Origin of the sequence: Hymenobacter ginkgonis (genome assembly GCF_009755225.1) — a bacterium.
In the GTDB taxonomy this organism is placed as follows: Bacteria; Bacteroidota; Bacteroidia; order Cytophagales; family Hymenobacteraceae; genus Hymenobacter; species Hymenobacter ginkgonis.
Genome location: NZ_WQKZ01000005.1, coordinates 152,948 through 179,684 on the forward strand (window position 1 = coordinate 152,948; position 26,737 = coordinate 179,684).

General features: G+C 57.6%; 21 protein-coding genes. 15 read left to right on the top strand and 6 right to left on the bottom strand.

Going from position 1 to position 26,737, the window contains the following annotated elements:
* The first annotated feature begins 12 nt into the window (after window positions 1–12).
* The 14 genes from GO988_RS19345 (at window position 13) to GO988_RS19410 (ending at window position 19,795) form a co-directional block, all read left to right on the top strand.
* On the top strand, window positions 13–1,878 hold the full coding sequence (locus tag GO988_RS19345) for a cytochrome c oxidase subunit I (RefSeq protein ID WP_157568652.1): 1,866 nt from the start codon (window positions 13–15) through the stop codon (window positions 1,876–1,878).
* Window positions 1,879–1,944: 66 nt separating this feature from the next.
* A complete protein-coding gene (locus GO988_RS19350) occupies window positions 1,945–3,135 on the top strand; it encodes a COX15/CtaA family protein (protein ID WP_317164931.1) in 1,191 nt (396 codons plus the stop codon).
* 54 nt (window positions 3,136–3,189) lie between these two features.
* Complete coding sequence (gene cyoE / locus GO988_RS19355; protein WP_157568656.1) at window positions 3,190–4,041, top strand: heme o synthase; 852 nt, start codon at window positions 3,190–3,192, stop codon at window positions 4,039–4,041.
* A gap of 103 nt (window positions 4,042–4,144) precedes the next feature.
* Window positions 4,145–4,735, top strand: a complete 591-nt coding sequence (locus tag GO988_RS19360) for a cytochrome c oxidase subunit 3 (RefSeq protein WP_157568658.1) — start codon at window positions 4,145–4,147, stop codon at window positions 4,733–4,735.
* A gap of 44 nt (window positions 4,736–4,779) precedes the next feature.
* Window positions 4,780–5,559, top strand: a complete 780-nt coding sequence (locus tag GO988_RS19365; RefSeq protein ID WP_157568660.1) for a cytochrome c oxidase subunit 3 — start codon at window positions 4,780–4,782, stop codon at window positions 5,557–5,559.
* Between the two features lie 91 nt (window positions 5,560–5,650).
* Complete coding sequence (locus GO988_RS19370) at window positions 5,651–6,004, top strand: cytochrome C oxidase subunit IV family protein (protein ID WP_157568662.1); 354 nt, start codon at window positions 5,651–5,653, stop codon at window positions 6,002–6,004.
* Between the two features lie 24 nt (window positions 6,005–6,028).
* Complete coding sequence (locus GO988_RS19375) at window positions 6,029–6,703, top strand: hypothetical protein (RefSeq protein WP_157568664.1); 675 nt, start codon at window positions 6,029–6,031, stop codon at window positions 6,701–6,703.
* A complete protein-coding gene (locus GO988_RS19380; RefSeq protein ID WP_157568666.1) occupies window positions 6,687–7,268 on the top strand; it encodes a DUF420 domain-containing protein in 582 nt (193 codons plus the stop codon). The genes GO988_RS19375 and GO988_RS19380 overlap by 17 nt, the downstream gene beginning before the upstream one ends.
* 59 nt (window positions 7,269–7,327) lie before the next feature.
* Window positions 7,328–7,579: a hypothetical protein gene (locus GO988_RS19385; RefSeq protein WP_157568668.1), complete on the top strand. Its 252-nt coding sequence runs from the start codon at window positions 7,328–7,330 to the stop codon at window positions 7,577–7,579.
* A gap of 107 nt (window positions 7,580–7,686) precedes the next feature.
* The gene (locus GO988_RS19390; RefSeq protein WP_157568670.1) at window positions 7,687–7,968 is read left to right on the top strand and encodes a DUF983 domain-containing protein; all 282 of its coding nucleotides are present in this window, start codon (window positions 7,687–7,689) and stop codon (window positions 7,966–7,968) included.
* Between the two features lie 45 nt (window positions 7,969–8,013).
* Complete coding sequence (locus GO988_RS19395) at window positions 8,014–11,802, top strand: sensor histidine kinase (protein WP_157568672.1); 3,789 nt, start codon at window positions 8,014–8,016, stop codon at window positions 11,800–11,802.
* 61 nt (window positions 11,803–11,863) lie between these two features.
* Window positions 11,864–15,745 (top strand): hypothetical protein, encoded by a 3,882-nt coding sequence (locus GO988_RS19400; RefSeq protein ID WP_157568674.1) that lies wholly within the window; start codon window positions 11,864–11,866, stop codon window positions 15,743–15,745.
* Window positions 15,746–15,832: 87 nt separating this feature from the next.
* Window positions 15,833–17,362: an FAD binding domain-containing protein gene (locus tag GO988_RS19405; protein ID WP_157568676.1), complete on the top strand. Its 1,530-nt coding sequence runs from the start codon at window positions 15,833–15,835 to the stop codon at window positions 17,360–17,362.
* A 141-nt stretch (window positions 17,363–17,503) separates the two neighbouring features.
* Complete coding sequence (locus GO988_RS19410; RefSeq protein ID WP_157568678.1) at window positions 17,504–19,795, top strand: xanthine dehydrogenase molybdopterin binding subunit; 2,292 nt, start codon at window positions 17,504–17,506, stop codon at window positions 19,793–19,795.
* A 93-nt stretch (window positions 19,796–19,888) separates the two neighbouring features.
* Here the strand turns inward: GO988_RS19410 and GO988_RS19415 are convergent, their stop codons facing one another.
* The 6 genes from GO988_RS19415 to allB form a co-directional block, all read right to left on the bottom strand.
* A complete protein-coding gene (locus GO988_RS19415) occupies window positions 19,889–21,322 on the bottom strand; it encodes a DUF6986 family protein (protein WP_157568680.1) in 1,434 nt (477 codons plus the stop codon).
* 58 nt (window positions 21,323–21,380) lie between these two features.
* Window positions 21,381–21,719 (bottom strand): hydroxyisourate hydrolase, encoded by a 339-nt coding sequence (gene uraH / locus GO988_RS19420; RefSeq protein WP_157568682.1) that lies wholly within the window; start codon window positions 21,717–21,719, stop codon window positions 21,381–21,383.
* Window positions 21,716–22,219 (bottom strand): 2-oxo-4-hydroxy-4-carboxy-5-ureidoimidazoline decarboxylase, encoded by a 504-nt coding sequence (gene uraD, locus GO988_RS19425; RefSeq protein ID WP_157568684.1) that lies wholly within the window; start codon window positions 22,217–22,219, stop codon window positions 21,716–21,718. Before uraD ends, uraH begins: the two co-directional genes overlap by 4 nt.
* A gap of 61 nt (window positions 22,220–22,280) precedes the next feature.
* Window positions 22,281–23,030, bottom strand: a complete 750-nt coding sequence (gene allE / locus GO988_RS19430) for a (S)-ureidoglycine aminohydrolase (protein ID WP_157568686.1) — start codon at window positions 23,028–23,030, stop codon at window positions 22,281–22,283.
* 53 nt (window positions 23,031–23,083) lie between these two features.
* Window positions 23,084–24,334: an allantoate amidohydrolase gene (locus GO988_RS19435; RefSeq protein WP_157568688.1), complete on the bottom strand. Its 1,251-nt coding sequence runs from the start codon at window positions 24,332–24,334 to the stop codon at window positions 23,084–23,086.
* A gap of 96 nt (window positions 24,335–24,430) precedes the next feature.
* Window positions 24,431–25,765 carry an allantoinase AllB gene (allB, locus tag GO988_RS19440; RefSeq protein ID WP_157568690.1) on the bottom strand — a complete coding sequence of 445 codons (1,335 nt, stop codon included), beginning with the start codon at window positions 25,763–25,765 and terminating at the stop codon, window positions 24,431–24,433.
* A 57-nt stretch (window positions 25,766–25,822) separates the two neighbouring features.
* On the opposite strand from allB, the gene pucL reads away from it, so the two are divergent.
* On the top strand, window positions 25,823–26,671 hold the full coding sequence (gene pucL, locus GO988_RS19445) for a factor-independent urate hydroxylase (protein WP_157568692.1): 849 nt from the start codon (window positions 25,823–25,825) through the stop codon (window positions 26,669–26,671).
* Window positions 26,672–26,737: the final 66 nt, after the last annotated feature.

Consider the following 26,737-nt stretch of genomic DNA (forward strand, 5'->3'; position numbering starts at 1 on the left):
AAGCGCTTTAATATGGCTACTAACCTTCCGGTTTCCGCACAGTCGCAAGGCGGTATTGGCACTGCTCCAGTGCCCCATACCGAGCATGACGACCACCTGCACGACCACGAGCATCATGACCAGCATTGGTTGTGGAAGTACGTATTCAGCCAAGACCATAAGATGATTGCTCGGCAGTTCCTTATTACAGGAATGTTTTGGGCAGTTATTGGTGGTCTATTATCAAGTCTTTTCCGTTTGCAGCTTGGCTGGCCGGAGGCTACACTTGATTGGTTGCAACCACTCCTTGGTAAATGGATTGCAGGTGGCAAGCTAGACCCCGAATTCTATTTGGCTCTTGTAACTATGCACGGCACCATCATGGTGTTCTTCGTGCTAACGGCAGGCTTATCGGGTACATTCTCCAACTTCTTAATTCCGCTACAAGTGGGCGCCCGCGATATGGCTTCGGGTTTTATGAACATGTTATCCTACTGGTTCTTTTTTCTGTCCAGTGTTATTATGTTCAGCTCGCTGTTCTTGGAGACCGGCCCTGCTGCGGCTGGTTGGACTATCTACCCGCCACTTAGTGCACTTCCACAAGCCATTTCAGGTTCAGGAATGGGCATGACGATGTGGTTGGTGAGCATGGTATTCTTTATCGTGTCTCAGCTATTAGGTGGTGTAAACTATGTGACTACCGTCATTAATATGCGCACCCGCGGGATGAGCATGAGCAAGTTGCCCCTTACCATATGGGCTTTTTTCTTAACAGCTATTCTGGGTATTTTGTCATTCCCAGTACTCTTCTCGGCAGCACTGCTGCTCGTATTTGACCGTTCTTTTGGCACATCATTTTTCCTGTCTGACATCTACATTGCCGGGCAGGCTTTGCATAACCAAGGTGGTTCGCCAGTACTGTTCCAGCATTTGTTCTGGTTCTTAGGTCACCCTGAGGTGTACATTGTAATTATGCCCGCTATGGGTATGGTTTCAGAAATACTCGCTACCAATGCGCGTAAACCTATCTTCGGTTACCGCGCTATGATTGGCTCGCTGATTGGTATTTCACTTCTATCGTTCGTTGTGTGGGCACACCACATGTTCGTAACGGGTATGAATCCTTTCCTTGGTTCGGTATTCATGTTCCTAACATTGATTATCGCTGTTCCATCGGGTGTTAAGGTGTTTAACTGGCTAGCAACCCTGTGGCGTGGAAATATTCGCTTCACATCAGCTATGCTATTTGCTATCGGCTTCGTATCGCTGTTCATTTCTGGTGGCTTGACGGGCATTATTCTTGGTAATGCTACTCTTGATATCCAGATGCACAATACTTACTTTGTGGTAGCTCACTTCCACTTGGTAATGGGTTCTTCGGCTTTCTTTGGGTTGTTCGCTGGTGTCTACCATTGGTTTCCAAAGATGTTTGGTCGGATGATGGACGAGAAGTTGGGTTACATTCACTTCTGGTTGACTTTCATAGGTGTATACTTGGTATTTATGCCAATGCACTATGTAGGCATCGCTGGTTTCCCCCGTCGCTACTATTCTTGGACTGGTTTTGATGCGTTCTCACAATTTGCTGATTTGAATAAGTTCATTTCAGCTGCCGCGATTATTGCATTTTTTGCTCAGTTCATCTTTATATTCAACTTTTTCTACAGCATTTTCCGCGGCCGTCGCGCCACGCAAAATCCGTGGAACTCTACTACGCTTGAATGGACTACCCCGATAATACCGGGCCATGGCAACTGGCCTGGTGAGATCCCCGCTGTATACCGTTGGCCTTACGATTATAGCAAGCCGGGTGCAGAAACTGATTTCATTCCGCAGAACGTGCCGTATTCCCAGACTGCTTCGTCTAACCTGCCTTACGAGCGCGAACTAGACGATTAACAAATTGAGTTGACATTGCCTAAACGGGCCGCCGCACCACGGCGGCCCGTTTTATTTTGCCTTTTAGTGAGAGATAAGGCCATCCTAATTTGTTTTATAAAAGAGATGAAAGAACTTGGTTTTATACGACGCTTCCGTTTCTGGAGCGTTGTGACTGTCATTAGTATTTATTTATTAATATTAGTTGGTGGAGTGGTGCGTGCTACTGGCTCAGGTATGGGATGCCCCGATTGGCCCCGTTGCTTTGGGCAGTGGGTGCCGCCCACTGCTAGTAGCCAACTTCCTGCTAATTATAAGGAAGTATATACAGCACAACGAGTAGCAAAAAATCAGAAACTAGCCCGCACTTTAGCAAGCTTAGGCTTTAAACAAGTGGCTGGCGAAATATTTGCGCATCCAACGCAGTATATAGAAACTGATTTTAATGCAACCAAAACCTGGATTGAATACCTAAACCGCTTATTAGGGGCACTAATTGGGGTTTTTGTATTTGTGACTGCGATAGTGGCCATCCCGTATTGGAAACGTGACCGACCGATTTTTTGGTTAGCAGTTGCAAGCTGGTTATTAACGGGAGCACAAGGTTGGCTAGGTTCACTTGTCGTGTCGACTAACCTATTGCCGGTTATGGTCACTATTCACATGGGCTTGGCACTGCTGATAATGGCTCTATTACTCTATGCCGCCCACCGTGCGCAATGGGGGGGTAGGGACGAAGAAAAATCGATAGAGCTAGCAGTTTCAGAAACAGCAGTAAAACAGAATAATCAAGCATCTGCCGTTAGTGCTGGATTGCAAGGGTTGCTGTGGGGAGCCATCATGCTCACTTTCGTTCAGATAGTGTTGGGTACTCAAGTGCGTGAGCAAGTGGATATAGTGGCTTCAGCGGCCAATTATACTGGCCGGGCAGGGTGGATAGACCAACTCGGAAGCGTATTTGAATCGCACCGGACGCTATCAGCCATCGTAGTCCTAATGAATGTTTTTACTAGCTACCAGCTGTGGCAGGTAGAGGGGGGTAGGCTTCGTATACTGGTAGGAGGTACGTTGGTCATACTTAGCCTAGAAATGCTAGCAGGTATTTCGTTGGCTTATTTCGCATTACCGGCTTTTATACAGCCTATCCACCTCACATTGGCTACCCTACTATTTGGGGTGCAATTTTTAACCCTGCTAGCGCTAAGGCAGCTGGCTAGTGGCAAGTCATTAGTACCGATATCTTCTGCAGAAGCGGTTGCTAGTTCCGAGCGGGGGTAAGGACACCCTACGTGCTATCGGGCGTACCTTTGCAGTCGCAATTATATCAGGTTAATGTCGAAGGCCCGCGCCTATTTTCAATTACTCAAGTTCCGGCTTTCGTTTACGGTAGCGTTTTCGAGTGCGCTAGGATATTTGCTCGGAGCCCACACCATAAGTTGGAGCAAAACGCTGCTAGTACTGCTAGGAGGCTTGCTGGTGACGGGCTCGGCGAACATCATCAATCAGGTGTTCGAGAAAGACCTTGATAAGCTGATGCACCGCACCGAGAACCGCCCATTGCCTACTGGCCGCGTGTCGTCTAATGAGGCTTGGGCCTTTTGCGTGCTGCTAGGGGTAGCAGGGCTGGCCTTGCTGGCCTACTGCTTCAACCCGCTTACGGCGGCGCTGTCGTTGCTTTCGCTTATCCTGTATGGCTTCATTTACACGCCACTCAAAACGGTGTCACCGGTGTGCGTAGCGGTAGGTGCTATTCCGGGCGGCCTACCTCCCCTCATCGGCTGGGTGGCCGCTACAGGCTTCATTGGCATACCAGCTTGGGTACTGTTCGGCATTCAGTTTATGTGGCAGTTTCCGCACTTCTGGGCCATTGCCTGGGTGGCCGACGACGACTATAAGCGGGCTGGCTTTAAGATGCTGCCCTCGCCCGGCGAGCGCGATTTGCGCACCGCTTTCCAAATAATGACATATACGGTGCTGTTGATTCCGGTATCGCTTCTCCCACTGGTACTGGGTATATCAGGGCGCATTTCAGCTGGGGTAGCATTGGTGTGTGGCGTGCTCTTTTTAATCCTTACTGTGCGGCTCATGCGCACCCAAGACCGCAAGGCGGCTCTAAGTATCATGTTTGCATCATTCCTCTATTTGCCCATTGTACAAATAGCGCTGGTTTTAGATAAAGTTTGATTTTTATTGCGCCTTCAGGTGTTCGATAAGAAGCAAGTAGCGCTCACGCTGGCCTAGTAGAGAACTTATTTGCTGATACGATTAACTGCTCATCAACTATAATATGAAAGCTTCAGAAGCAACGCTGGCTGACAAAGAGGTAGGATTGGGAACCCATCCTAAACGCATAATTCTTATTCTTCTGATTTTTAGCATCATCATGATGTTTGCGGCTTTTACTAGCGGCTATATCGTGCGGCGCGACGAAGGCAACTGGCGCGAGTTTGACTTGCCCATGAGCCTATTATTCAACTCTATTGTGATTGCGTTGAGTAGCGCTTCCATGCAGTGGGCCTACTATTCGTCTAAACAAGATGAGGTAAAACGGGTGAACCTGGGATTACTCCTGACTTTGGGGTTAGGGGTCGTTTTCTTGCTTGGGCAGCTGCATGCTTGGAGCGAGTTAGTGGCTGGGCACACCTTCTTTGGTGGGGCTGATGCTAATCCGTCGGGTTCATTTGTATATGTACTCATGGGGGTGCACGCGTTTCACCTTATCACGGGTCTCATTTTTGTAGCCGTTGTATTGAAGCGAAGCCTTAATTATCAGGTGCATTCGCGCGCAATGCTCTCGATTGGCAACGCCACCATTTACTGGCACTTCCTGGGTGGGCTTTGGTGGTACTTGTATTTGTTCCTACTTTTGAACCACTAAACGGGCTTTTGGCGTAAACCAAGCCTGTCCTTTTGTTGTCCGTTATGGCCCATTCCACTACTTTGCAGCCTACCGCTGCCCCCGCCGCCTACGCCGATGCTCCGCGCACTGGTACCTGGGACGGCGGCAATGAACCCTTCAAGGCGAGCTACGGCAAGCTGATGATGTGGTTCTTCCTGCTATCGGATGCCTTCACCTTTGGCGCGTTCCTGACTGCCTACGGCCTCATTCGCCACAAGCACGGCGTATTTGACCCTACTACGCAAGGCACATTCCACTTCAGTTCGGCTTGGTGGCCGACGCCTGAAAAAGTGTTTAATGCCTTCCCAGGCCTGCACGGCGTGGATTTGCCGCTGGCTTTTGTGGCTCTTATGACGATGATTCTCATCTTCAGCTCTGTAACGATGGTATTAGCGGTAGAAGCTGGCCACCGTATGGACAAAGCCGACGTACAAAAGTGGCTGCTCTGGACTATCCTCTTCGGCACAATGTTTCTAAGCTCACAGGCTTGGGAATGGAGTCACTTTATTGGCGGCCACGTAGAGCCTACCATTATGGCTGATGGAACGCCCTTTTTTGGTGCCAACCTGGCGATGAACCAATACGGTCCGCCGCTATTCGGTGACTTGTTCTTCTTTATTACGGGTTTCCATGGTACGCACGTGTTCTCCGGTGTCTGCCTATTGGTGTGGTGCTTTATTGCCACTACCAACGGCACTTTCGAAAAGCGCGGCCACTACGAAATGATTGAGAAAATCGGTCTCTATTGGCACTTTGTAGACTTAGTTTGGGTGTTTGTATTCACCTTCTTCTACTTGGTTTAATAGCAAATGAGCAGTTGAGGTAAATGAGTAGTTGCCTTCGCGCAATTCATTTTTCTCAATACTACCTTACTTCTTTACTCATTTATCGATTATGTCTAATCACGCCGAAGAACTCGCCTTGCATCCCGGCGAAATTGCCAAGCCCAATACGCGTTGGATTTGGAGAGTATTTGTAATCCTAGTTGTCATCACGGCTATAGAGTTTGCCTTTGCTTTTGGTATGACTTCGCCCGGCCTGCGCACACTGCGCAACAGCATCTTTATTGTGCTGACGATTTTGAAGGCTTTCTTCATCGTGGGCGAATTCATGCACTTAAAGCACGAAACCAAGAGCCTAATCTGGACTATTTTGGTGCCAACTGCTTTGTTGGTGTGGCTAGTGGTAGCCCTCGTAACGGAAGGTTCCTACGTGGGCGAAGTGCTATCGCATATGTTCAGTAGCTAACGGATGCGGCCACGCCAGACCATTTTGCTGGGCCTGCTCCTGCTGGTGCCAGTGCTGGCGTTCCTTTTCCTTTACGGCTTCGGTCGAAATCATTACGCGCTGCCAACCTATTTGCCCGAGCGAACAGAACCTGTTCGCTCGGCTACAGGGGGGCAGCGCGATACTGTTTTTCACCGGGTAAGGTCATTCCGCTTGCGGGGGGTAGGGGGGCGGTACGTTTCAGCTACTGAGCTAGGACAAGGGATGTATGTAGTACAGTTTTTCGGTACTGGAGAAGCTAATGCGGAGGTGACACGCTATTTAGCGCGTTTGCAGGAGAAGTTTCGGCGTGAGCCCCGGGTACGCTTAGCTACCCTGGTGCCATCCCCCGAAGGAGTTGGTAGCCTGCAAGCAGCTGTCTCATTGGAGAAGCTGAGTGAACAATATGGCACTATAAGTGGCAAATGGTTTTTTCTGACCGCACCCGCTGACACGTTGCAGCAGTTAGCCAGTCAGGAATTTGGCGTGACTACCCTACAACCTGCCCATTTGCCATTTCGCCCTACTACTGAGCCGGGGAACCTGCCGCTCGGCCGGTTGTTATTAATCGACCATGACCAGCATGTGCGGGGCTATTACGATGGCACCGATATCCATGAGATAGAGCGGCTGATTACGGAGATAAACGTTTTGCTATACACCTATGACCACAGCCACTGAGCAGTTGCATCCTCCCGTATTAGAACCGGGAGACTACACGAAGTACAAAATCATTCTGGGTGGTTTGGGAGTGATTGTGCCGGTACTGGTAGCAATACTTTTCTACTACAAAGGGATATTCCAGATTCAGGGGGCTGATGCACATTTGCGGTTTCTGCCTGCCCTCAATGCTGCCCTTAACTCGCTCACGGCCGTTGCGCTGCTGGTGGGCTATTACTTCATTCGGCAGCAAAATGTGCTGGCCCACCGAGCGGCTATGGGTACAGCTTTTGGCTTAGGTGCTCTCTTTTTGGTATCGTACGTAGCCTACCACTCGCAGGTGGCCAGCACGCATTTTGGAGGTACTGGCGCGTTACGGGCCGTATACTTTTTGCTATTGCTGACGCACATTAGCCTAGCTGTGGTAACAGTAGCGTTGGTGCTGTTTACGCTATACTTTGCGCTAACTGGTCAGTACACCAAGCATAAGCGCATTGCCCGGTGGACTTTCCCAGTTTGGCTTTACGTTTCAATAACTGGCGTAATCGTCTACTTTATGATTGCTCCGTACTACCCAGCTGGGTAGGGGGTAGAAAAACAGTAGCTACTGACTAACTTTATTCTGCTTACTGAGGTTGTGACCATATGAAAAAGCTCCTTCTGATACTGACTATAAACTTTGTGCTGCTAGGCTTTTGGGCGCCAAGTCGGGCTGCTGCCCAGTGCGTTATGTGCAAGAGCCAGGTAGAAGCTGCGCGACAGGAGAAAGACGATTATGATGTGTCGGGCCTTAACAAGGGCATCGTGTATATGATGACGGCTCCCTACATCCTGATGGGCGCCATTGGCTTTGTATGGTATCGTCGCACGCATCCTAAGCGTCCGGCCAACTCTTGAGACCGATTCGCGCATGGTGGTTAGCCTTGCTGGCCCAGCGCTGCCCGCGTTGCCATATGGGGCCCTTGTTTTCGCATAGCACGTATAACTTAAGTAAGTTTACGGATATGCCGGAAAACTGCCCCGTTTGTGGGCAGCACTACGAGCCTGAACCTGGCTTTTACTGGGGGGCAATGTATATCAGCTTCGGGTTTTCGGTGCCCATTGTGCTGCTGACTGGCGCTGTGCTCTACTGGCTGGCCGGCGACCCCGACACGTGGGTGTACGTAACCTGCGTGGCGATTATTATGCTGGTGCTTACGCCACCATCATTCCGCTATGCCCGTGCTGTGATGCTATATGCTTTTGGGGGCGTGCGTTTCGACCCAAGCTATCTGAAGCATAAATAGGCCTTTGGCCTTAGCTTGCAGCTACCTAATCAGCATCCCTACCCCTTGTCAAGCAGTAACCTGCCGTTACTTTCCCCTCCTATCCGGCAGCGGCTGGTTGTTTATTGGCCGTGGGCGCTGCTGCTGCTGGCATTTTTGAGTTTTGGAGCCGCGCAGCTAGCCACTAGTTACACCCAGCTACCCAGCGATGGCCTGATGCGCCCCGATGCGGCGCGGCTGCAAGGCTTGGTGAACCAGGCTACCGCTACTGCTAGCCGCGAGGCTACATACATTGCCTTGAGGAGCCAGCCCCCCGCGACTCCCAATTTTGGCCAACTGCTGGCCCGAAGCTCGTTTCCCACGTTTGTGGCGGTGAATGGGCATCTGCTAGGCTGGTCGGCCTCTGGGCCCGAGCCTACCCCCTCTGACTTGGCTGACCCCGCTGCGGAGCGCTTGGTGCAGAATGCTTTAGGTGAGTTTTTAGTAGTGCGGCGCACTGTCGGGACGGTCGCCGTGCTGGTTTATATTCCGCTGGCCCGCCACTACGGCATCAACAACCGTTACCTACGCGATGATGCCGAACCAGCCCTGCTTCAGGGCCTGGAAGTGCGCGTGCAAGCCCACCAAGTAGCCGCCGGTACTGCTGCTGGCTCCGTAGCAGCCTTAGTAGACTCGAAGGGAAGTTACTTGTTTTCGGTAGTGCAGCTGCCGGGTAATATATTGGGTAATAACGAGTTACCTTTATTATTTTTATTGCTGGGAGTGCTGAGCTACGTGGCCGCCTGGCTAGGCATTGCGCATCGTTGGTGGCGGCAGGGGCAAGGTGGGGCGGCCGTGGGAGCGCTGGTAGTGCCAATCGCGCTGTTGCGGCTGGTGCTGCTGTACTTGAGTCTTCCTTCTACGTGGGTAGAACTGCCGCTGTTTGACCCGCGTGTATATGCTGTATCGGGCTGGGCGCCTTCGCTAGGCGACTTACTATTAAACGGCTTGCTGGCTTTGCTGGCTGGTATAGGGGCTATGCTGCTGAGCCGCCACTATCGGCTGCCTAAGCGCGCTGCCCAGGCGGCGCCTGGCCGCTGGGGCTTGGGGGCTGGGCTGGCGTTTTTATTGGTTTTGAGTGGGTTATATAGCTATTATGCCAGCACGTTCAACAACCGGCAGTTGTCGCTGGATATTACCCAGAGCATCCAGTTCAGCGGTTTTCGACTAGTACTGATGCTGGCCGTGCTGCTGCACACCGCGGCCTTCGTGAGCAGCTTCGTAGTGCTGACGCAACTGCTGGCGCCCGACCTGCGCCGCCTGCGGCGCTACCGCGTAGTGCCGTGGCTGCTGGCGCTGCTAGCAGCTATCTTACTGCTAACGGGGGGGGTAAGGCAGCAGTCGCTGTTGGTGCTGCCGGGGTTGGCGTGCGCCTACCTGGCGCTGGTGCGGGGCGGCAGCCTCGACGAGCCGCAGTCGCAAGGGGGCCGGCAGTATTTGCTGCTCCTCTTGCTAGGGCTGTGCGCGGCAACGGGGGCGCTGGCTTTGTATGAACAATTCGACCGGCAGCTATTGTCTGACAAACAAAAAATAGCAAGCAATCTATTAATAGACAATGACCTGCAAGGAGAGTTTCTCCTAGGTCAGCGGTTGCACTTGCTCGCGGCTGACCCTTCAATTGCGCGGCAATTGCAGAACGCGCCAGTGCGCACCGACGTGCTACGCCGCCGCATTTCTCGGCAGTACCTGCGCGACTACTTTGATAAGTACGAAGAAGATATCGATTTTTTTGACCCTGCTGGCAATCCCATTCCGAATGACGAAGGGGATACCTTGACGTTCAACCAGGCCCGAGACCGGCTTACGCGCCTTGCCACCACTACCGACCAAGCGGGCGTGTACCTGTTAAAATCGGACAATTCATTTAACTCCCGGCGCTACGCGGTGGTGGTGACGGTGATAGCCCCGCCGCGCGCGGGCATTGGGCCACCCGCCCCGGCAGGCACTATTTTGCTGATGCTTAGCCTTAAAAAGCTGTCGAGCTACAGCGTACTGCCCGAACTGCTGGTCGACCAAAAGTTTTTTCAGCCGGGCCTGGCTACCGACCTCAGCTACGCGGGCTACGCCAAAGGCCGCCTCGCCTACAGCGAGGGTGACTTCGACTATGCCAACCGCCTACCCCCCGCGCTGCTCAAAGACCGCCGCCTCTATACCAACGGGTTGGTGATTAGTGATTACCACCACTTAGGGGTGCGCGATTCGAGCGGGCGCGTGGTTATTGTTACCACCTCTACCTACTCTTTCGTCGATTGGCTGTCCAACTTCTCCTTCCAGCTAATCTTAAATGTGCTGGGCTGGTTGCTGGTCATTGGCGTGTACTTATTGCTGCGCCGCGGCGAGTGGGGTGTGCAGGTCAACTTCAGCGCCCGCATTCAGTTGCTGCTTAATATCGGCATCCTCATTCCGCTTTTGGTAGTGAGCCTAGCTACGGCCAGCCAGGTTATTTCGGGCTACCAGCGCGACTTGCGCCGCACATACGAGCGCCGCGGGCGCATTGCCCTCGAGAACTTGCTACGGCGGCGCGAGCTGCTGGCCGATACCACGGCCCGCCCGGCCCTCACGGCGCTGGCTGGCAACGTAGCCTCGCTCACCGAAACCGACCTCAACCTCTACGATACCAAGGGTATGCTGCTGGTCAGCTCGCAGCCGCTTATCTTCGAGGCGGGGCTGCTGGGGCCGCTACTGAACCCCCAGGCCATTGCCGACTTGCACGAGCGTGGCCTAAGCCGCACGCTACTTACCGAGCGGGCGGGCACGCTCTCGTTTCAGTCCTTGTACTTGCCGGTGCGCGAGACGGGTAGCAGCACCGGGCCGTTACTGGGCTACGTGGGTATTCCGTTTTTTGACTCGCAGAAGGAGTTGGATAGCAAGCTGACCGAGTTGTTTACGACCATCCTGAACATCTTCACGCTCATGTTCTTGGTGTTTCTGGGGCTGGCTTTCGTGGCCACGCGCCAGCTTACGGCACCCCTCAAGCTCTTGACCCAGCGCCTGATGCGCACTACCCTCACCGGTGAGAACGAGCTACTCGACTACCGGTCTTCCGACGATGAGATTGGCCTGCTGGTGCGCGAGTATAATACGATGCTGCACAAGTTGGAGGCTAGCAAGCGCGAGCTGGCTACGCAGGAAAAAGAAGCTGCTTGGCGCGAAATGGCCCGCCAGGTAGCCCACGAAATTAAGAATCCGCTCACACCCATGAAGCTGAGCCTCCAGTACTTGCAAAAGGCCATCAACGAGCGCCGGCCCAATGCGGAGGAGCTCATTGGGCGCATCTCGCAAACGCTGATTACCCAGATTGATGTGCTTAGCGACATTGCTACCTCGTTCAGCACCTTTACCAACCTGCCCACCATGCGGCCCGTGCGCCTCGATTTAGTGGCCGTGCTGCGGCACTGCGCCGACTTGTTTCGGGAGAGCGACGGGGCCGAAAATGGCGAGCTACGCCTGGCCCTACCCCCCGATGGCACCTACACCGTCTTTGCCGATGAAAGCCTGCTGGTGCGCACCTTCAACAACCTGCTGCTCAACGCCAAGCAAGCTGTGCCAGCTGGGCGGCCCCCTTTTCAAGAAGTGGGCGTGCAAGCCAGTGGGGTAGATAAAGTGTTGATAACCATTGCCGACAACGGAGCCGGCATTGCCGAAGGCGCACGCGATAAAATCTTCATGCCCAACTTTACCACCAAGGCTACCGGCTCGGGCATTGGGCTGGCCGTGGCCCGGCGCGGCATCGAGAGTGCGGGCGGCCGCATTTGGTTTGAGACGGAGGAGGGGGTAGGGACGACTTTCTTTATTGAGCTGCCGCTAGCGGGGTAGCCGCAGGCACCAAATTGGACTTTCGCAGCGTTGTGCCCCGGCTACTGCCGAACTTTACGCTATGACCCTTCGCTACCATTTGTGCTTCCCTTTAGTGGGCCTGCTCGTGGCAGCGTTGTTTTTTCTGAGTACGGCCGCTTGGGCGCAGCAACCGGGCCAGGGCACGGCCCTACCCCCGCCGCCGGTGCCCACCCTGCCCGCGCCGACCAAAGCGGCCGCAGCTGCCGAAGTGGCGCCGCCTAGCAACCGGCGCTGCCGCTACCTGCGCCTGGCGCCCGGCCGCGATACCACCAGCTTTGCCCTTACCGACACGCTCACGATTGTGCCGGCCTCGGTGTCGGCCGATGGGCGCTCGGTGGCTTACGATGCGCGCACCGACCGCTACCAGCTGGTGCGGCTCGCCCCGCGCGATAGCAGCGGCGCCCCGCTGCCCGACTCGGTGCTACTCTGCTACCGGGTGCTGCCTATGCAGCTGCTGCGGGCCCGCTTTCGGCGCCCGCGTGGGCTGATGGACAGCATTGACTTCCGCGACAGGCGAATGCTGACGGTGGAGGATTTTTCGCAGCAGGAGCAGATTCTGAGCACGCCGGGCATTAGTAAAACGGGCAATTTGTCGCGCGGAATTTCCTTTGGCAATACCCAGAACGTGTTTGTCAATTCGGCCCTTAACCTCCAGTTAGAGGGTAGGCTCACGGAAAATATTCGCCTCACAGCGGCCATTTCGGACCAGAACGTGCCGTTCCAGCCCGAGGGAAATACGCAGACGCTCCAGCAGTTCGACAAAATCTACATTACCCTTACTGGCCCGCAGTGGAACCTGACGGCCGGCGACGTGGTGCTGCGCAACAAGCCCGACTACTTCTTGCGCTACTACAAAAACATTCAGGGCGCGGCTGTGGAGGCCAACCTGGGCGCGCCCGGCCCGCAGCCGCTGCAAGCCGGTGCCACCAACAATAGCGTGAGCAACGCGCCGCCCTCGTCGTTCACGACCTACACCAACGGCGTGACCAACAACAGCGCGGCGCCCACTGGCAACACCCAGCCCACCCTAGCCCTACCCACCGCCGCGGTGCCCGGCGGCGGGCAGGTGCAGGCAGCGCCCAGCGCGCCGCCCACCGGCACGGGCGCCGTAACGGTGCTCGACAAGTTGGGCCAGGTTCGCTCCTCGACGCTCATTGCGGGCGGCGTGGCCAAAGGCAAGTTTGCCAGCATCGACTTGGCGCCGCTCGAAAACGTGCAGGGCCCGTATCGCCTCACCGGCCCCAATGGCGAGCAGTTTATCATTGTGCTAGCCGGTTCGGAGCGCGTGTACATCGATGGGCGGCTGCAAACGCGGGGCTTCGACTACGACTACACCATCGACTATAACCTAGCCGAAATCACGTTTTCGCCCCGCCACCTCATTACCACCAATACCCGGCTCAAGGTCGATTTTGAGTATTCGGACCTCAACTACGCCCGCTCGCTCTACACCGTCAGCCACTACCAGCAAGTGGGCAAGCTGAACGTGCGGGGCAATTTCTACCAAGAATCTGACAACCCCGACAACGCGGCCAACCTCACGCTATCGGGCACCGACTTGCAGACGCTGCGCGCCGCCGGCAACGTGTCGCAGGTGCAGGTGCCCGCCTCGCGCAGCGACTCTACGGGGTTCAACCGCACGGTGGTGCAGTACCACCGCGTGCCGCGTCTCAACACCACTACCGGGCAGCGCGAGTACGTGTTTGAGTATGCCACCGACTCGCTCAGCGGCGTGTATACCATTCGTTTCACCGACGTGGGTGCCGGCCTCGGCGACTACGCCCTGAGTACCACCAATGCCAATACCAACGGCCGGGTGTACGACTACGTGGGCGCCGGGCAGGGGCGCTACCGGGCCATTCGCATTCTCCCTACCCCCTTGCTCAAGCAAATGGTGTCGGGCGGGGCTACCTACCAAATTGACCCCACCGCCTCGGTGTTTGTGGACGTGGCCAGCTCCCAGATTCAGCGCAACCGCTTCGCCCTAGGCACCGAGGACAAGGGCGGAGCCATGCGCCTGGGCTACACCGTGCAAGACCGCGCCTTGCCCAGCTGGGCGCCCGCCGCGCTGCAAAAATACCGCCTGCGTTCGGCACTCGATTACGAGTACACGGCCCCCAAATTTGCGCCCATTGACCGCTACCGCGACATCGAATTTGACCGCAACTGGAGCACCGTGAGCACGGCCAACGCCACGGCCACCGACCCGCGCGAGGACAATATTCTCAACTTCGCCGTGGGCCTCACCCGCGATGCCAACCACGCCATCAACTATCGCCTGAGCCGGCGCTACCGCCCGGGCGAGGTCAACGGCTTGCAGCACTGGGTAGATGTGGCCCAGCAGGTGGGGCGCGTGGAGCTGCGCGGCGCATTCTTCTTGCTGAACTCGCAGGCCGGGCGCTACCACTCCGACTGGGCCCGCGGCGAGCTGAACGTGCGCTACGGAGGGGGTAGGCTTATTCCGGGCTACACCTACAAGTTTGATAAAAACAAGGTGGTATCGCCGCAGGGCGATACCATTCGCTCGGCTAACTACTTCGACGAGCACACCTTGTACCTGCAAAGCCCCGATACCGGCCGCACCCGCTACAACCTCAGCTACAGCTACCGGCGCGACCGCACGCCCACCGCCGAGCAGAACAACCTGGAGGTGCACAGCGAATCGCAGACCTGGCAGGGCAACGTCACGACCCGCCTCAGCAAATACCAGGACTTACGCATCATTGCCAGTTACCGCGACCTTAACCTGGTAAGCAACCCCGACAGCGCCCACCAACGCAACATTTTGGGCAAAATTGACCACACGCTGGGTTTGCTCCAAAACCAAATTCGCTCCGAACTGACATATAGTGTGCAAACCGGCCGCGAGCTGCGCCGCGACTACTCCTTCGTGGCCGTGCCCGCCGGCCAGGGCACCCACTACTATTCCGACGTGAACGGCGACGGCGTGCAGCAGAAAGACGAGTTTTTTGAGGCGCAAACCTCTGACGCCCAGTACCGCACATACATCAAGGTGTATTTGCCCACCGCCGACTACATCACTGCTTATCAGAGCCGCCTCAGCTACCGCCTTACCGTGGCCGCGCCGCGCGGCTGGCGCGATGCCGGTGGCTGGCAGGCAGCGCTGGCGCGGTTTTCTAGCGTCAGCAGCATCACCGTGGACCGCCGCACCACGAGCCCCGGCCTGCTCTCGCGTATTAGTCCGTTCAGCTTCAACAAGGAAGATGATAAGCTGTTAGCTTTTAATCAATTGATTCGCAATACACTGTACTTCAACCGGGCCAATCCCATTTTCGGCGCCGAACTAACGGTGCAGCAAACCCAGCAGAAAACCTTGCTCACCCAGGGCTTCGACCTGCGCAACCTTAACACCCAGAGCCTGTTGCTACGCCGCACATTGGCGCAGTCGTTCACGGGGCGCCTCACCACGGCCCGCGACATTCGGGAGGCCCAAACCGACTACAACCTCGCTACCACTAGCCTCAGCGGCCGCAATTATAAATTGCTCATTTACACGGTGCAGCCCGAAATTAGCTACCAGCCCAGCCCCTCGTTTCGCCTCACTGGCTCGCTGCTGCACACGAGCAAGCAAAACATCCTGCCTACCCGCGACGCCGACATCAACGCCACGTTCGACGACTTGGGCCTCGAAACTCGTCTCAGCCAGGTGAGCAAGCGCACCGTTACGGCAGCTACCCACGTCACCCGGGTAGCCTTCCCCAGCGACCCCAGCCTGCTAAATTCCGTGGTGGGCCTCGAAATACTGCAGGCCCTGCGCCCCGGCACCAACTACACCTGGAACCTGAACATTGAGCAGCGCCTCGCCAATGGCTTGAATATCAACGTAGCGTATGATGGCCGCAAGGCCAACGGGGTAGGAGTAGTGCACACCGGCCGCATGCAGGTGGCGGTGCTGTTTTAAAAATACGGGCGGATAAATTAGCAGAATATCCGCCCCCGGCAGTAATTTGTTGACCCTTTTGCGCTGTTGGCGAAAGGCTTGCCGCATATGATTTCTTTCTTCCTCAACGACCAGCCGGTGCACACGGCCGAGCCAGCCGCCAGCGCGCTGCTCGACTTCGTGCGCTACCACGAGCACCTGATGGGCACTAAAATTGGCTGCCGCGAAGGCGATTGCGGCGCCTGCACTGTGCTCGTGGGCGAGCTAGCCCCCGATGGCCAACGCATTGCCTACCAGAGCATGACGAGCTGCCTCACGCCACTGGGTAATATGCACGGCAAGCACGTCGTCACGGTCGAAGGCATCAACCAAGCCAGCGGCCAGCTCACGCCGGTGCAGCAAGCCATTGTGGACCACAACGGGGCGCAGTGCGGCTTCTGCACGGTGGGCTTCGTGATGTCACTCACGGGCCACAGCCTAAGCGAAAAGCCCGCTACCGAGAAAAATACGCGCGCGGCCATTGACGGCAACATTTGCCGGTGTACCGGCTACAAAGCCTTGGAACGCGCCGCTGCCACCCTCACCGCCGAGCTAGCCGAGCGCCCCAGCACCAACAGCGTGCAGTGGCTGAGCAACAAGCAGTTCGTGCCTGCTTATTTCGAAGCCATGCCCGGCCAGCTGGCCGCCCTGCGCGCCGAGGTAGCTCTGGCCGAAGCGCCCGCCGCTACGCAGGGCAACGGCCAATCGCCCAGCGGCGGCGCTGTTTCTACGTCGCCCAACGGCCATGCCCAAAGCCAAAATGGCCACGCCAATAGCCAGTTTGCCCACGCTACCCACCCGCTGCTGAGCGGTGGCACCGACTTGCTAGTGCAGCAGCTCGACACGCTGCGCGAGCAGCCTGTGCGCCTGCTGTTCGACCACGGGCCGCGCGGCATTCGCCACGAAGCGGGAGTAGGGCGGGTGGTGCTAGGCGCCGCTACTACCGCCAGCCACTTGCTAGAGTCGGAGCTGATGCGCGGCCTGCTACCCCGCCTGCCCGACTACCTCAAACTGGTGTCGAGCACGCCCATCCGCAACATGGGTACGGTGGCCGGCAACTTCATAAATGCCTCGCCTATTGGCGATTTAACCATTTTGTTTCTAGCGTTAGGCGCGGAGGTCACGTTGGCCAATGCCGGTGGGGTAGGGCGCGCTTTGCCGCTAGCTGACCTCTACGTAGGCTACAAAAAGCTCGCAAAAACGGCCGACGAACAGGTGACCGAAGTCAGTTTCCCGGCGCCCCAGGCGGGCGACTTTTTTAATTTTGAGAAGGTATCGAAGCGCACTCACCTCGACATTGCCAGCGTAAATACCGCCGCCTGGCTGCGTGTGGAGAACGGTGTCATTGCCGCTGCCCGCATCTCGGCCGGGGGGGTAGGGCCGGTGCCGCTGCTGCTGCGCCGCACCGGGGCATATTTAGTTGGCCGCGAGCTGAGCGCCGAAACGGTAGCCGGCGCGAATGAGGTAATGCAGGAAGAAATTAGCCCCATTGGCGACGTGCGCGGCACGGCTGCTTATAAGCGGCTGCTGCTGCGGCAGTTGCTATTTGCGCATTTCCTGCGCTTCGCCCCCGAGATGACGCTAGCAGAACTGATTTAAGGCAGTAAAAATTAAAAAGAACGTCATGCTGAGCTTGCCGAGGCAACTCGCGTGGGGTAGTAACATCAATCGTTCAACGATGCGTGCGAGCTGCTTCGGCAAGCTCAGCATGACGTTCTTACGGTTATCAGCTAAGTAGCCATGAACCACCTCGACCCCCAGCGCCACGTGCGCGGCGAATCGCAGTACCTCGACGATGTGCCCGTGCAGCAAGGCACACTTTACGCAGCCGTGTACGAGTCGCCGCTGGCGCACGGCGTGCTGCGTGGCCTCGACCTAAGCGCAGCGCAAAAGGCGCCTGGCGTGGTCCGCATCCTCACGGCGGCCGACATTCCAGGCCGCAACCAAATCGGGGGCATCGTGCCCGACGAGCCGCTGCTGGCCGAAGGCCACGTGCACTTTCGGGGGCAGCCGGTGGCCTTGGTGCTGGCTCGCACCGAGCGCCAGGCCCACGCGGCGCTCAAGTTCATCAAGGCCGACATTGAGCCGCTGGCCATCATCACCGACCCGCGCGAGGCCGCCGCGCAGGGCGAACTGATTGTGCCACCGCGCACCTTCCGCATCGGCGATTCGGCGGGCGCGTTTGCTGGGTGCGCGTACGTGTTTGAGGGCGTGGCCGAAACCGGTGGGCAAGAGCATCTGTACATTGAAACGCAAGCAGCTTACGCCTACCCGACTGAGCTTGGCGGGGTGAAAATCATCTCCTCCACCCAGGGGCCAACGGCCGTGCAGCGCCATTGCGCCGTGGTGCTGGGACTCGGGATGCACCAAATTGAAGTAGATGTGACGCGCCTCGGCGGTGGCTTTGGGGGTAAGGAAGACCAGGCTACGCCCTGGGGTTGCCTGGCCGCGCTGGGCGCTTTTGTGGTTAAAAAGCCGGTGAAGCTCGTGCTCGACCGCATGGCCGATATGCGCATGACCGGCAAGCGCCACCCCTACTCGTCCGACTTCAAAATCGGCCTAAGCCAAGACCTGAAAATCATGGCTTACGAGGTGACGTATTACCAAAATGCCGGCGCCTCGGCCGACCTGTCGCCGGCTGTGTTAGAGCGCACGCTTTTCCACACCACTAATGCCTATTGCATCCCCAACGTGACGGCCACGGCCAACTCGTGCCGCACCAATTTGCCGCCCAATACGGCTTTTCGGGGCTTTGGCGGGCCGCAGGGCATGTTCGTCATTGAGTCGGCCATCACCAAGGCAGCTGAGGAATTGGGCGTGCCACCTAGCAAGATTCAACGGCGCAATCTGTTGCGTGAGGGCGACCTGTTTCCCTACCGCCAGCCCGCCGAAATGTGCCACGCCGAGCAAGCCTGGGACACGGCCGCCGAGCTGTTTGACCTAGCCGGCGAGCGGGCCGCCATTGCGCAGTTCAATCAGCGTAATCAGCTCTTCAAGAAAGGTTTGGCGATGATGCCCATCTGCTTCGGCATTTCGTTCACCAAGACGTTTATGAACCAGACGCGGGCCCTGGTGCACATTTACACCGATGGCTCGGTGGGCATCAGCACGGGCGCGGTAGAGATGGGACAGGGTGTGAACACCAAAATTGCGCAGGTAGCAGCCCGCACGCTGGGCATTTCGATTGCGCGCATCAAAATCGAAACTACCAACACCACCCGCGTTGCCAATACCTCGCCCAGCGCCGCCAGCGCCACCGCCGACCTCAACGGCAAAGCCACCGAAATGGCCTGCCAGGCCCTGCGCGAGCGCTTGCTCCGCCACGCCAGCGCCGAGTTTGCGGTCGATTACGAAGGCATTCAAATTGAAAACGAACAGGTACTCGCCGCCGGCATTCCGGCCGAAACCACTTGGGAAAAGTTGGTTTCTAGCGCCTTCGTGCGGCGCGTAGCCCTCACCGAAAATGCCCATTATGCCACGCCCGGCGTGCATTTCGATGCCAGCGTAGAGCAGGGCCACCCGTTTGCTTACCACGTGTATGGCACGGCCCTGACTACGGCCACCGTCGATTGCCTGCGCGGCACCTACACCATCGATGCCGTGCGCATCGCCCACGATTTTGGCCAGAGCTTTAGCCCGGCCATCGACCGCGGCCAGATTGAGGGCGGCGCGGTGCAGGGCATCGGCTGGATGACGCTCGAAGAGGTGAGCTACAACGAGGAGGGTAGGCTAATCAGCAACTCCTTAAACAGCTACAAGATACCAGACTTGTACTCGGTGCCCGCCGTGCTCGATGTACACTTCCTCGACACGCCGGGACACCCCAACGCCATCTTGCGTGCCAAGGCCGTGGGCGAGCCGCCACTGATGTACGGCATCGGCGCCTACTTCGCCCTGCGCGATGCCGTGCGCGCCTTTCAGCCCGGCGTAGCCCTACCCCTAGTAGCCCCCATGACGCCCGAGCGGGTGCTGGGGGGGCTGTACCCGGAATTTGTGGCGGTGGCGGCTGCGAAGCAAGTGGTTGCCGAATAAGGATATGAACCAAAAAGAACGTCATCCCTCGGCAAGCTCGGAATGACGTTCTTTTATTATTTGTTAAACTTGTTTTTAGCTATGGATTTCTCCCTACGCCTGGCGGCGGCGTCCGGCCAGAATGCGGTAGAACGAGCGGGTTTCAATTTCCTCAATCGTGAGGCCGGTGGGCACGATATCTTCTTCCGAAATGGCGCCGCAGTTCAGGGCTTTGAGGAAGAAATTGAGTAGGCCCTGGCCGGTGGCAGCGTCGTCGAAAATATCGCCGGTGAGGGTCGAAATGGCGGCCCGCTCCACGAAGGTTTTGAGGCGGTGCACGGCGCTTTCGTAAGAGCTGAGGAAAAAATTGTAGGTGGCGGCGTAGCGCATGGGTAGCTGCGCGGGGTTCAGGTCCCAGCCCTGGTACAGGCCATTGATGAGCGAGTGCATGGTGTGGTGGTAGGCTTGGCGCCACCCGCTGTGCACGGCTTCCTGGTTTTCGCGCAGCTGCGCAAACGTCAGGTTATCACCCCGGTGGGGGCCGATGGGCATCACGTTGGTTGCGCCGTCGGAAAGGAAAATGCCGGTGCCGCCGAGCGCTACCTTGGTCATGTGGTGCGCAAAGTCGCAGACGGGGTGTGCCATGGTCTGGTACTTGGCCGTAATGCCCGCCGAAGCCGTGTAATCGTAGGTGCCAAAGTGCGCCGCGATGCAGCGCCCCTCGCTGGCCCGGATAATGCGCAGCAGCGGGTTGCGGCCTTCCTCATCCATGATAATCTGGGTGGCCTCCACCATCGTTTCCATTTTGAGCGTGTTGGGAGCCAAGTTGTTGGCTTTTTCCAATAGCTCCAGCAAGCGTACCATGGTGGTCATCTGCTCGGGAATGGTCACCTTGGGCAGCATAATGACAAAGTTGTTGGGCAGCTTACCCCCCGTTTCGGCGAGCAGGGTAGTCAGGAAGATGTCGAGCGTGCGCACGCCGCGCGCCTTTAGGTCTTCGGTGAAGGGCTTGATGCGAATGCCAATGAAGGGCGAGAGCGTACCCTGCGCCATGCCTTTGGCTACTTCCTGGGCCGCTTGCACGGCAGTGGCGTCTTCCTCGGCGTCGGGCCGGTTGCCGAAACCATCCTCAAAATCGACGCGAAAATCTTCGACGCCCTCAGTTTTAAGCTTCTGCACAATCTTGTTGTACACCGTGTAAGCCAGCCAGGCGGGCTCCTGCCGGCGCTCGGTGGGGGGTAGGGCGTCGAGCTTGGCGGTGAGCGTGTGAATATCTTTTTCGAGCGTGGGCAGGTGCTCGTGGCCGGCTAGCTCCAGCACCCGCGCCAGCTCCACAAAGTTGGGCGCGTAGGTCTGGAGGTTGCGCAGGGCGATTTCGCCCATCCGCACGCAGGTATCGGCTTTGAAAAGGTTGGCCCCGCCGTACACGGTGTGCACGGGCTGGCGGTCGGGCCGGTCGCCGGGGTAGGTTTTTTGGAACGCTAGGTTGGCCTCGCCCAACTGGTCGAGTAGGGCGGCTTTATCGGAATCCTGGAGGCTGAGTTTCATGGGAAGTAGTTGCACCGCAGCGGGTTTCGCAGAAGGCGTGCAGAAGGTAGAAAGTAAATCAGGAGCCGCGGTAGGTGCTATAGCCGAAGGGGTTAAGCAGCAGGGGCACGTGGTAGTGCGCCGCATCGGCCACGGTAAAGCAAATTTCCACAAAGGGATAAAAATGCGTCAGTCCAGCGCGCTCAAAGTACTCCTGAGTGAAAAACTTGAGCTTGTAGATGCCCGTAGCCAGTATTTTTTCTTGCGGCAACAAGTCAGGAATACGGCCATCGGCGTTGGTGATGCCGCGCGCAATTTCGCGCCAGCTCTCGCCCTCGGGCTCGTAGAGCGCGATGGTAACGCCGCCCGCCGGGCGGCCCTGGGTGGTGTCCAGAATATGAGTGGTAAGCTGACTCATGCAAGTAATTTTTCGAGGCGCAGGCGCGTGATTTTCGCCTGCTCGCCCACGGCAATACGGATTTCTTGGCTAGGTTCATGCGGTAGCCGGGCTTGCAGCAAAGCCAGCATTTCGTCGGCCGATTTGCCGGTGGCGCACACAATGAAGATGTAGCCAAATTTCTGCTCGTAGGCCTCGTTGCCCGCCACTAGGGCTGCCAACGTATCCGCCGACGCTTGGCGCACGGCGCCTTGCTCGCCCGCCGCCCAAGTGGCGGTGCTGGCAAATTTCTCCTTCAGCGCCTTCACATCCCCGATTTTGGGGTGGTGCGCGAAGGCTTCGCGCCAGTCCGTTTCGGCGAGATGGTGCCACCTGCGGTCGGCCTCGGCATAGAGGGCTTCGGCCGTGGCGAAGGGAAACTGCTGGTTCAGAGCGGCTACCCAGGCGCTAGCACCGCAGCAGGTGGCAAGGGCCTCAGCACGCTGGGCGGGGGGTAGGGCGTTCAGGTCTGGTAATTTCATAGCGTTACGCTCAAGTTCGCCCTATAGCCTGAAGAGGCGCAATGGCGGCTTTTGCCGGGCGTTATAGCACCGTCGGGAAGCGGTTGACGTTCTTATAATAGATATACACCGACGGCTCCTTGCCAATCGAGGCGGCCCACTGCTGGCAATAGGGTGCCATCCAAATAGAGTCGCCTTTCTGGACGGGGTACCACTGCTGGTCGAGCATATAAATAGCCTGGCCCTGCAAGTACAGCAAGCCGTGCTCCATAATGTGCGTCTCCACCATCGGCAGATTGCCGCCGGGCTGGTAGGTGAAGATGTTGACCGCCATATCGAAACCTAATTCGTTGGGCAGCAGCTCCTGAATGCGCAGCGCCTCGTCGTTCATGTACACGGGGGCCTTGCTGTCGTCTTTTTCGCCCCAGCACACGCTAGGTGGGGGGGAGCCCGCCAGTGGCTCGTACACCTTATGAAAGGTGAGAATCTGCGTGTTAGCGGTGGGGTTCTTAAAGGTATAGCTTTGGCCAATAGGCACGTACACAAACTTGCCTACTGTGAGAATCCGGCTGTCGTCGCCGATGGTGGCCTGCACCTGGCCTTGCACCATATAGAAGAAAATTTGGCTGGCTTCGGTGGTGCCCGTCAGCTGGCCCGTGTCGGTGAGCGTCACGAGCGTTTGGCAGAGGCGCGCGCCCATTTGCTCGTTGATGATGACGTTGACGGTGCCGCCGGTCCAGCCGGGCACGTTGCTGTTGATGTAGCCATCGGGCGCGATGATGGCGTGGTTACGCCGCACCACGGAGCGAGTAAGAGAAGAGGGAAATTCCATAAAGAAAGCAGCTATAACGACGCGGCCAGCCGCGCCGGGGTAGGAAATAAGCGTTAAGAATGCGCGGTGATGAGGCGGTGCAAAAAGCCTTCGGCCACTTCTAGGGCGGCCGCCACGTCGGCCGGCTCCACGTTCTCCAACGGGTTGTGGCTAATGCCTTTGTAGCAGCGAATGAACGCCATGGTGGCCGGCGCCACGGCCGAGATGGGTACGGCATCATGGCCCGCGCCGCTCACCAGGCCCACCACCTCGTGGCCACTGGCCGCGATAGCCTGACCGAGCAAGCGGTTCAGTTCCGGGTCGCAGGTAACGGGGGCGGTAGCTTGAATAAGCTGCCAGTCGAGCGCCACGTCGCGCCGGGTAGCGATGGCTTCCGCCCGCGCTTGCAAGTCGGCGTAGGCAGTAGCTAGCTGGCCGGCATCAGGGCTGCGCAAATCGAGGCTGTGCACCACTTGGCCAGGGATAACATTGCTGGCTGAATACGGAATGCGCAGTTGGCCCACCGTGGCTACCAGGCGCTGGCCGTGGTGCAGCGCAAATGCTTCGGCCGCCAGTATAAACTCGGCGGCGGCGGCCAGCGCATCCTGCCGCATGGCCATGGGCACGGTGCCGGCGTGGCCCGCCATGCCTTGCCACGTTAGCTCTACGCGCTGCTGGCCGGCCAGGGCCGTAACCAAGGCCACTGGCACGCCACTTTCCCAGAGCACCGGCCCCTGCTCGATGTGCAGCTCGAAGTAGCCCAGCCACTCGGTGGGGGGTAGGGCATCGGTGGCCAGTTGCGCGGCGTTGCCGCCCATATCGGCAATAGCTTGCGCCAGCGTGATGCCTTGCGCATCAGTCCGCAGTAGCGTCGCTGGGTCGAAGGCGCCGGTCACAACTTTGCTACCCAGGTAGGTCGTGTGAAAGCGCACGCCTTCCTCGTCGCTAAAAGCAATGAGCTCTAAGTTGAACGGCAAGGTACTGCCTTGTTCCATAAGGCTTTCTACTAAATTCAAGGCCATTATTACGCCCAGCGGCCCGTCGTACTTGCCGGCATTCACCACCGTATCGATGTGCGAGGCCAGCACGAACGTCTTGGCTCCCGGCCGCTGGCTGGCCCACCGCCCGCGCAGGTTGCCAATGCCGTCGAGGTGCACCTTCAGGCCGGCGGCTTCAAACCAACTCTGTACCAGGTCGCGCCCCCGCACGAAAGCCGGCGTGCCAAAAGTGCGCGTAACTGTCGTGCCATCTGGGTCTTCGCTAATGGCAGCCAATTGCTCGATGCGGCTCAGAATACGCTGAGTACGAGAAGGATAGTCGGGCATAAGTAACAACTAACGAGAAGCAATGGATAAGACGCAATTACCGGCGAACAGCGGCTAATAGCTGGTCGATAATTGGTAGTTGACAAAGAAGCGGCGCTAGCGGCTTAGCAGCTGCCCACGGTTAAGATGCAGAAAATCGGGATGGCGAAAAACCTCCTCGCCCGCCAAAAACGTGTGCGTCACTACGCCCGTCAGCTCGCGGCCCAAGTAGGGCGACACCTTGTGGCGGTGGTGCAGCAGGGCTTCCGTCACGGTAAAGGATTGGTCGGCGGCCAGTACCAGCAAATCGGCATCGTAGCCTTTGGTAATCTGACCTTTGTGCTGCGATTGGCCGATGAGCCGAGCCGGATGGGTGCTAAGCCAGCGGGCCAAATCGGGGAGGGTAGCGCCGCGCGGGCGGGCGGCCGTCCAGAGCACGGGCAGGGCCAGCTGCAACGACGCGATACCGCCCCAAGCGCTGGCAAAATCGCCGCTGGCTAGCTGTTTAAGGTCGGGCGGCGCGGGCGAATGGTCGGTGGCTACAAAGTCAATGAGGCCGCTTTGCAGCGCCTGCCACAGCTGCTCGTTGTTGGCCCGCTCACGGATGGGCGGCGCGCACTTAAACTGCGTTTGGCCATCGGCAATATCCTCGGCGTTGAAGAAGAGGTAATGCTGGCCCGTTTCCACGGTGAGGGGTAGGCCCTGCGCTTTCGCTTCGGCAATGGCCGCCAGGGAATTGGCCGACGACAGGTGCACGATATGCACTGGGCAGCGGTACTCGGCGCACAGCCGAATCATCAGCTTAATGGCCTCATCCTCCCAGCTTTTGGGGCGTGAAGCGAGGTAGTTGGGGTAGGAGCGCGTGTCGCCTTGCTGCCACTCGTCGTTGTCTTCTGATAGTTCGCAGTGCACCAGCAGGGGCAGGCCGTGGCGAGCCAGCAACGGCATCACCCGGCGCAAATCATCTTCCGTGGCATTCGGAAAATCGTCGATGCCTGAGTGCGTCAGAAACGCCTTAAAGCCCACTACGCCCGCCGCAATGAGCGGCCCCACCTCGGCGGCATTGCCAGGCACGATGCCGCCCCAAAAACCCACATTGGTATGCAGCTGGCCTGACGTGGCGGCTTGCTTGAGCCGCAAATTCGCTACCGAAGTAGTAACCGGAGCTGAATTTAAAGGCATGTCTACTAGCGTAGTAAGGCCGCCAGCCAGCGCGGCGCGGGTGCCCGTGTCGAAGCCTTCCCAATCGGTGCGGCCCGGCTCGTTGAGGTGCACGTGCGGGTCGATAACGCCAGGCAAGATGGCCGCATCTCCTAGGTCGAGCACGGGGCCGGCCACGGCGGCATCGGGGGGTAGCACATCGGCGATGCGCCCGCCTTGCAGCACCAGCAGGGCCGGGCGCTGGCCGGCCGGCGTGACAACGGCGGTGCTTTTTAGAAATACATCTGGCATACGGTGGCGACTGGCGACTATCTTGCCGCTCTTTTTTTGCCCCGCAATCTACGCGCTATGCCCATTAAACTCGGACCCAATGCCTACGGCAAAAACGCCGTTAATCTGTCGCGCATCATCCGCCACGCGGGCCACCACGAGTTTCGGCAGGTATCGGTGAGCGTGCAGCTGACGGGCGACTTCGACGCGGCCCATACGCTGGGCGACAACTCGTTAATCCTCCCCACCGACACCCAAAAAAACACGGTATACGCCCTGGCGAAGGAGCATTTTACGGGCACCATCGAGGCATTTGGGTTGGTGCTAGCTCGCCATTTTGTGTCGCGCAATGCGCAGGTGAGCAAAGCGCGCATCGAGATTTTGGAGCACCTCTGGCAGCGCATGAGCTTTGAGGGGCAGGCGCATCCGCACGCCTTCACCGGTGGCGGCTCCGAGAAGCGCCGCGCCGTGGTAGAACTGCACGCCGACGGCACAACCACCGTCTGGGCCGGTATCAAAGGGCTGATGCTGCTCAAAACCACTGATTCGGGCTTTGCGGGCTACCCCAAAGACGAGTACACGGTGCTGCCCGAAACCACCGACCGCATTCTGGCTACCGAATGTGAGGCCGAATGGGAGTATACCGCCGCCGACCTCAATTTTGAGGAGTTGTACCAGCAAGTCCACCTCAGTTTGCTGCGCACTTTTTCGACGCACAAAAGCCTGTCGGTGCAGCATACGCTTTATGCCATCGGCGAAAAAATTCTGGAAGAAACCGATGAGGTGAAGGAAATTAGCCTCATCATGCCCAACAAGCACCACATTCCCTTCAACCTAGAGCCCTTCGGCCAAGCCAATACCAACGAAGTATTTGTGGCTACCGATGCGCCATTCGGCTACATCACCGGCACAGTGGTGCGGGGGTAGGGAAGTGCTGTGAGCGCGCGTTAAATCTAGCGCGTTATGCTGAACCCAGGGAAGCATGACGCACTA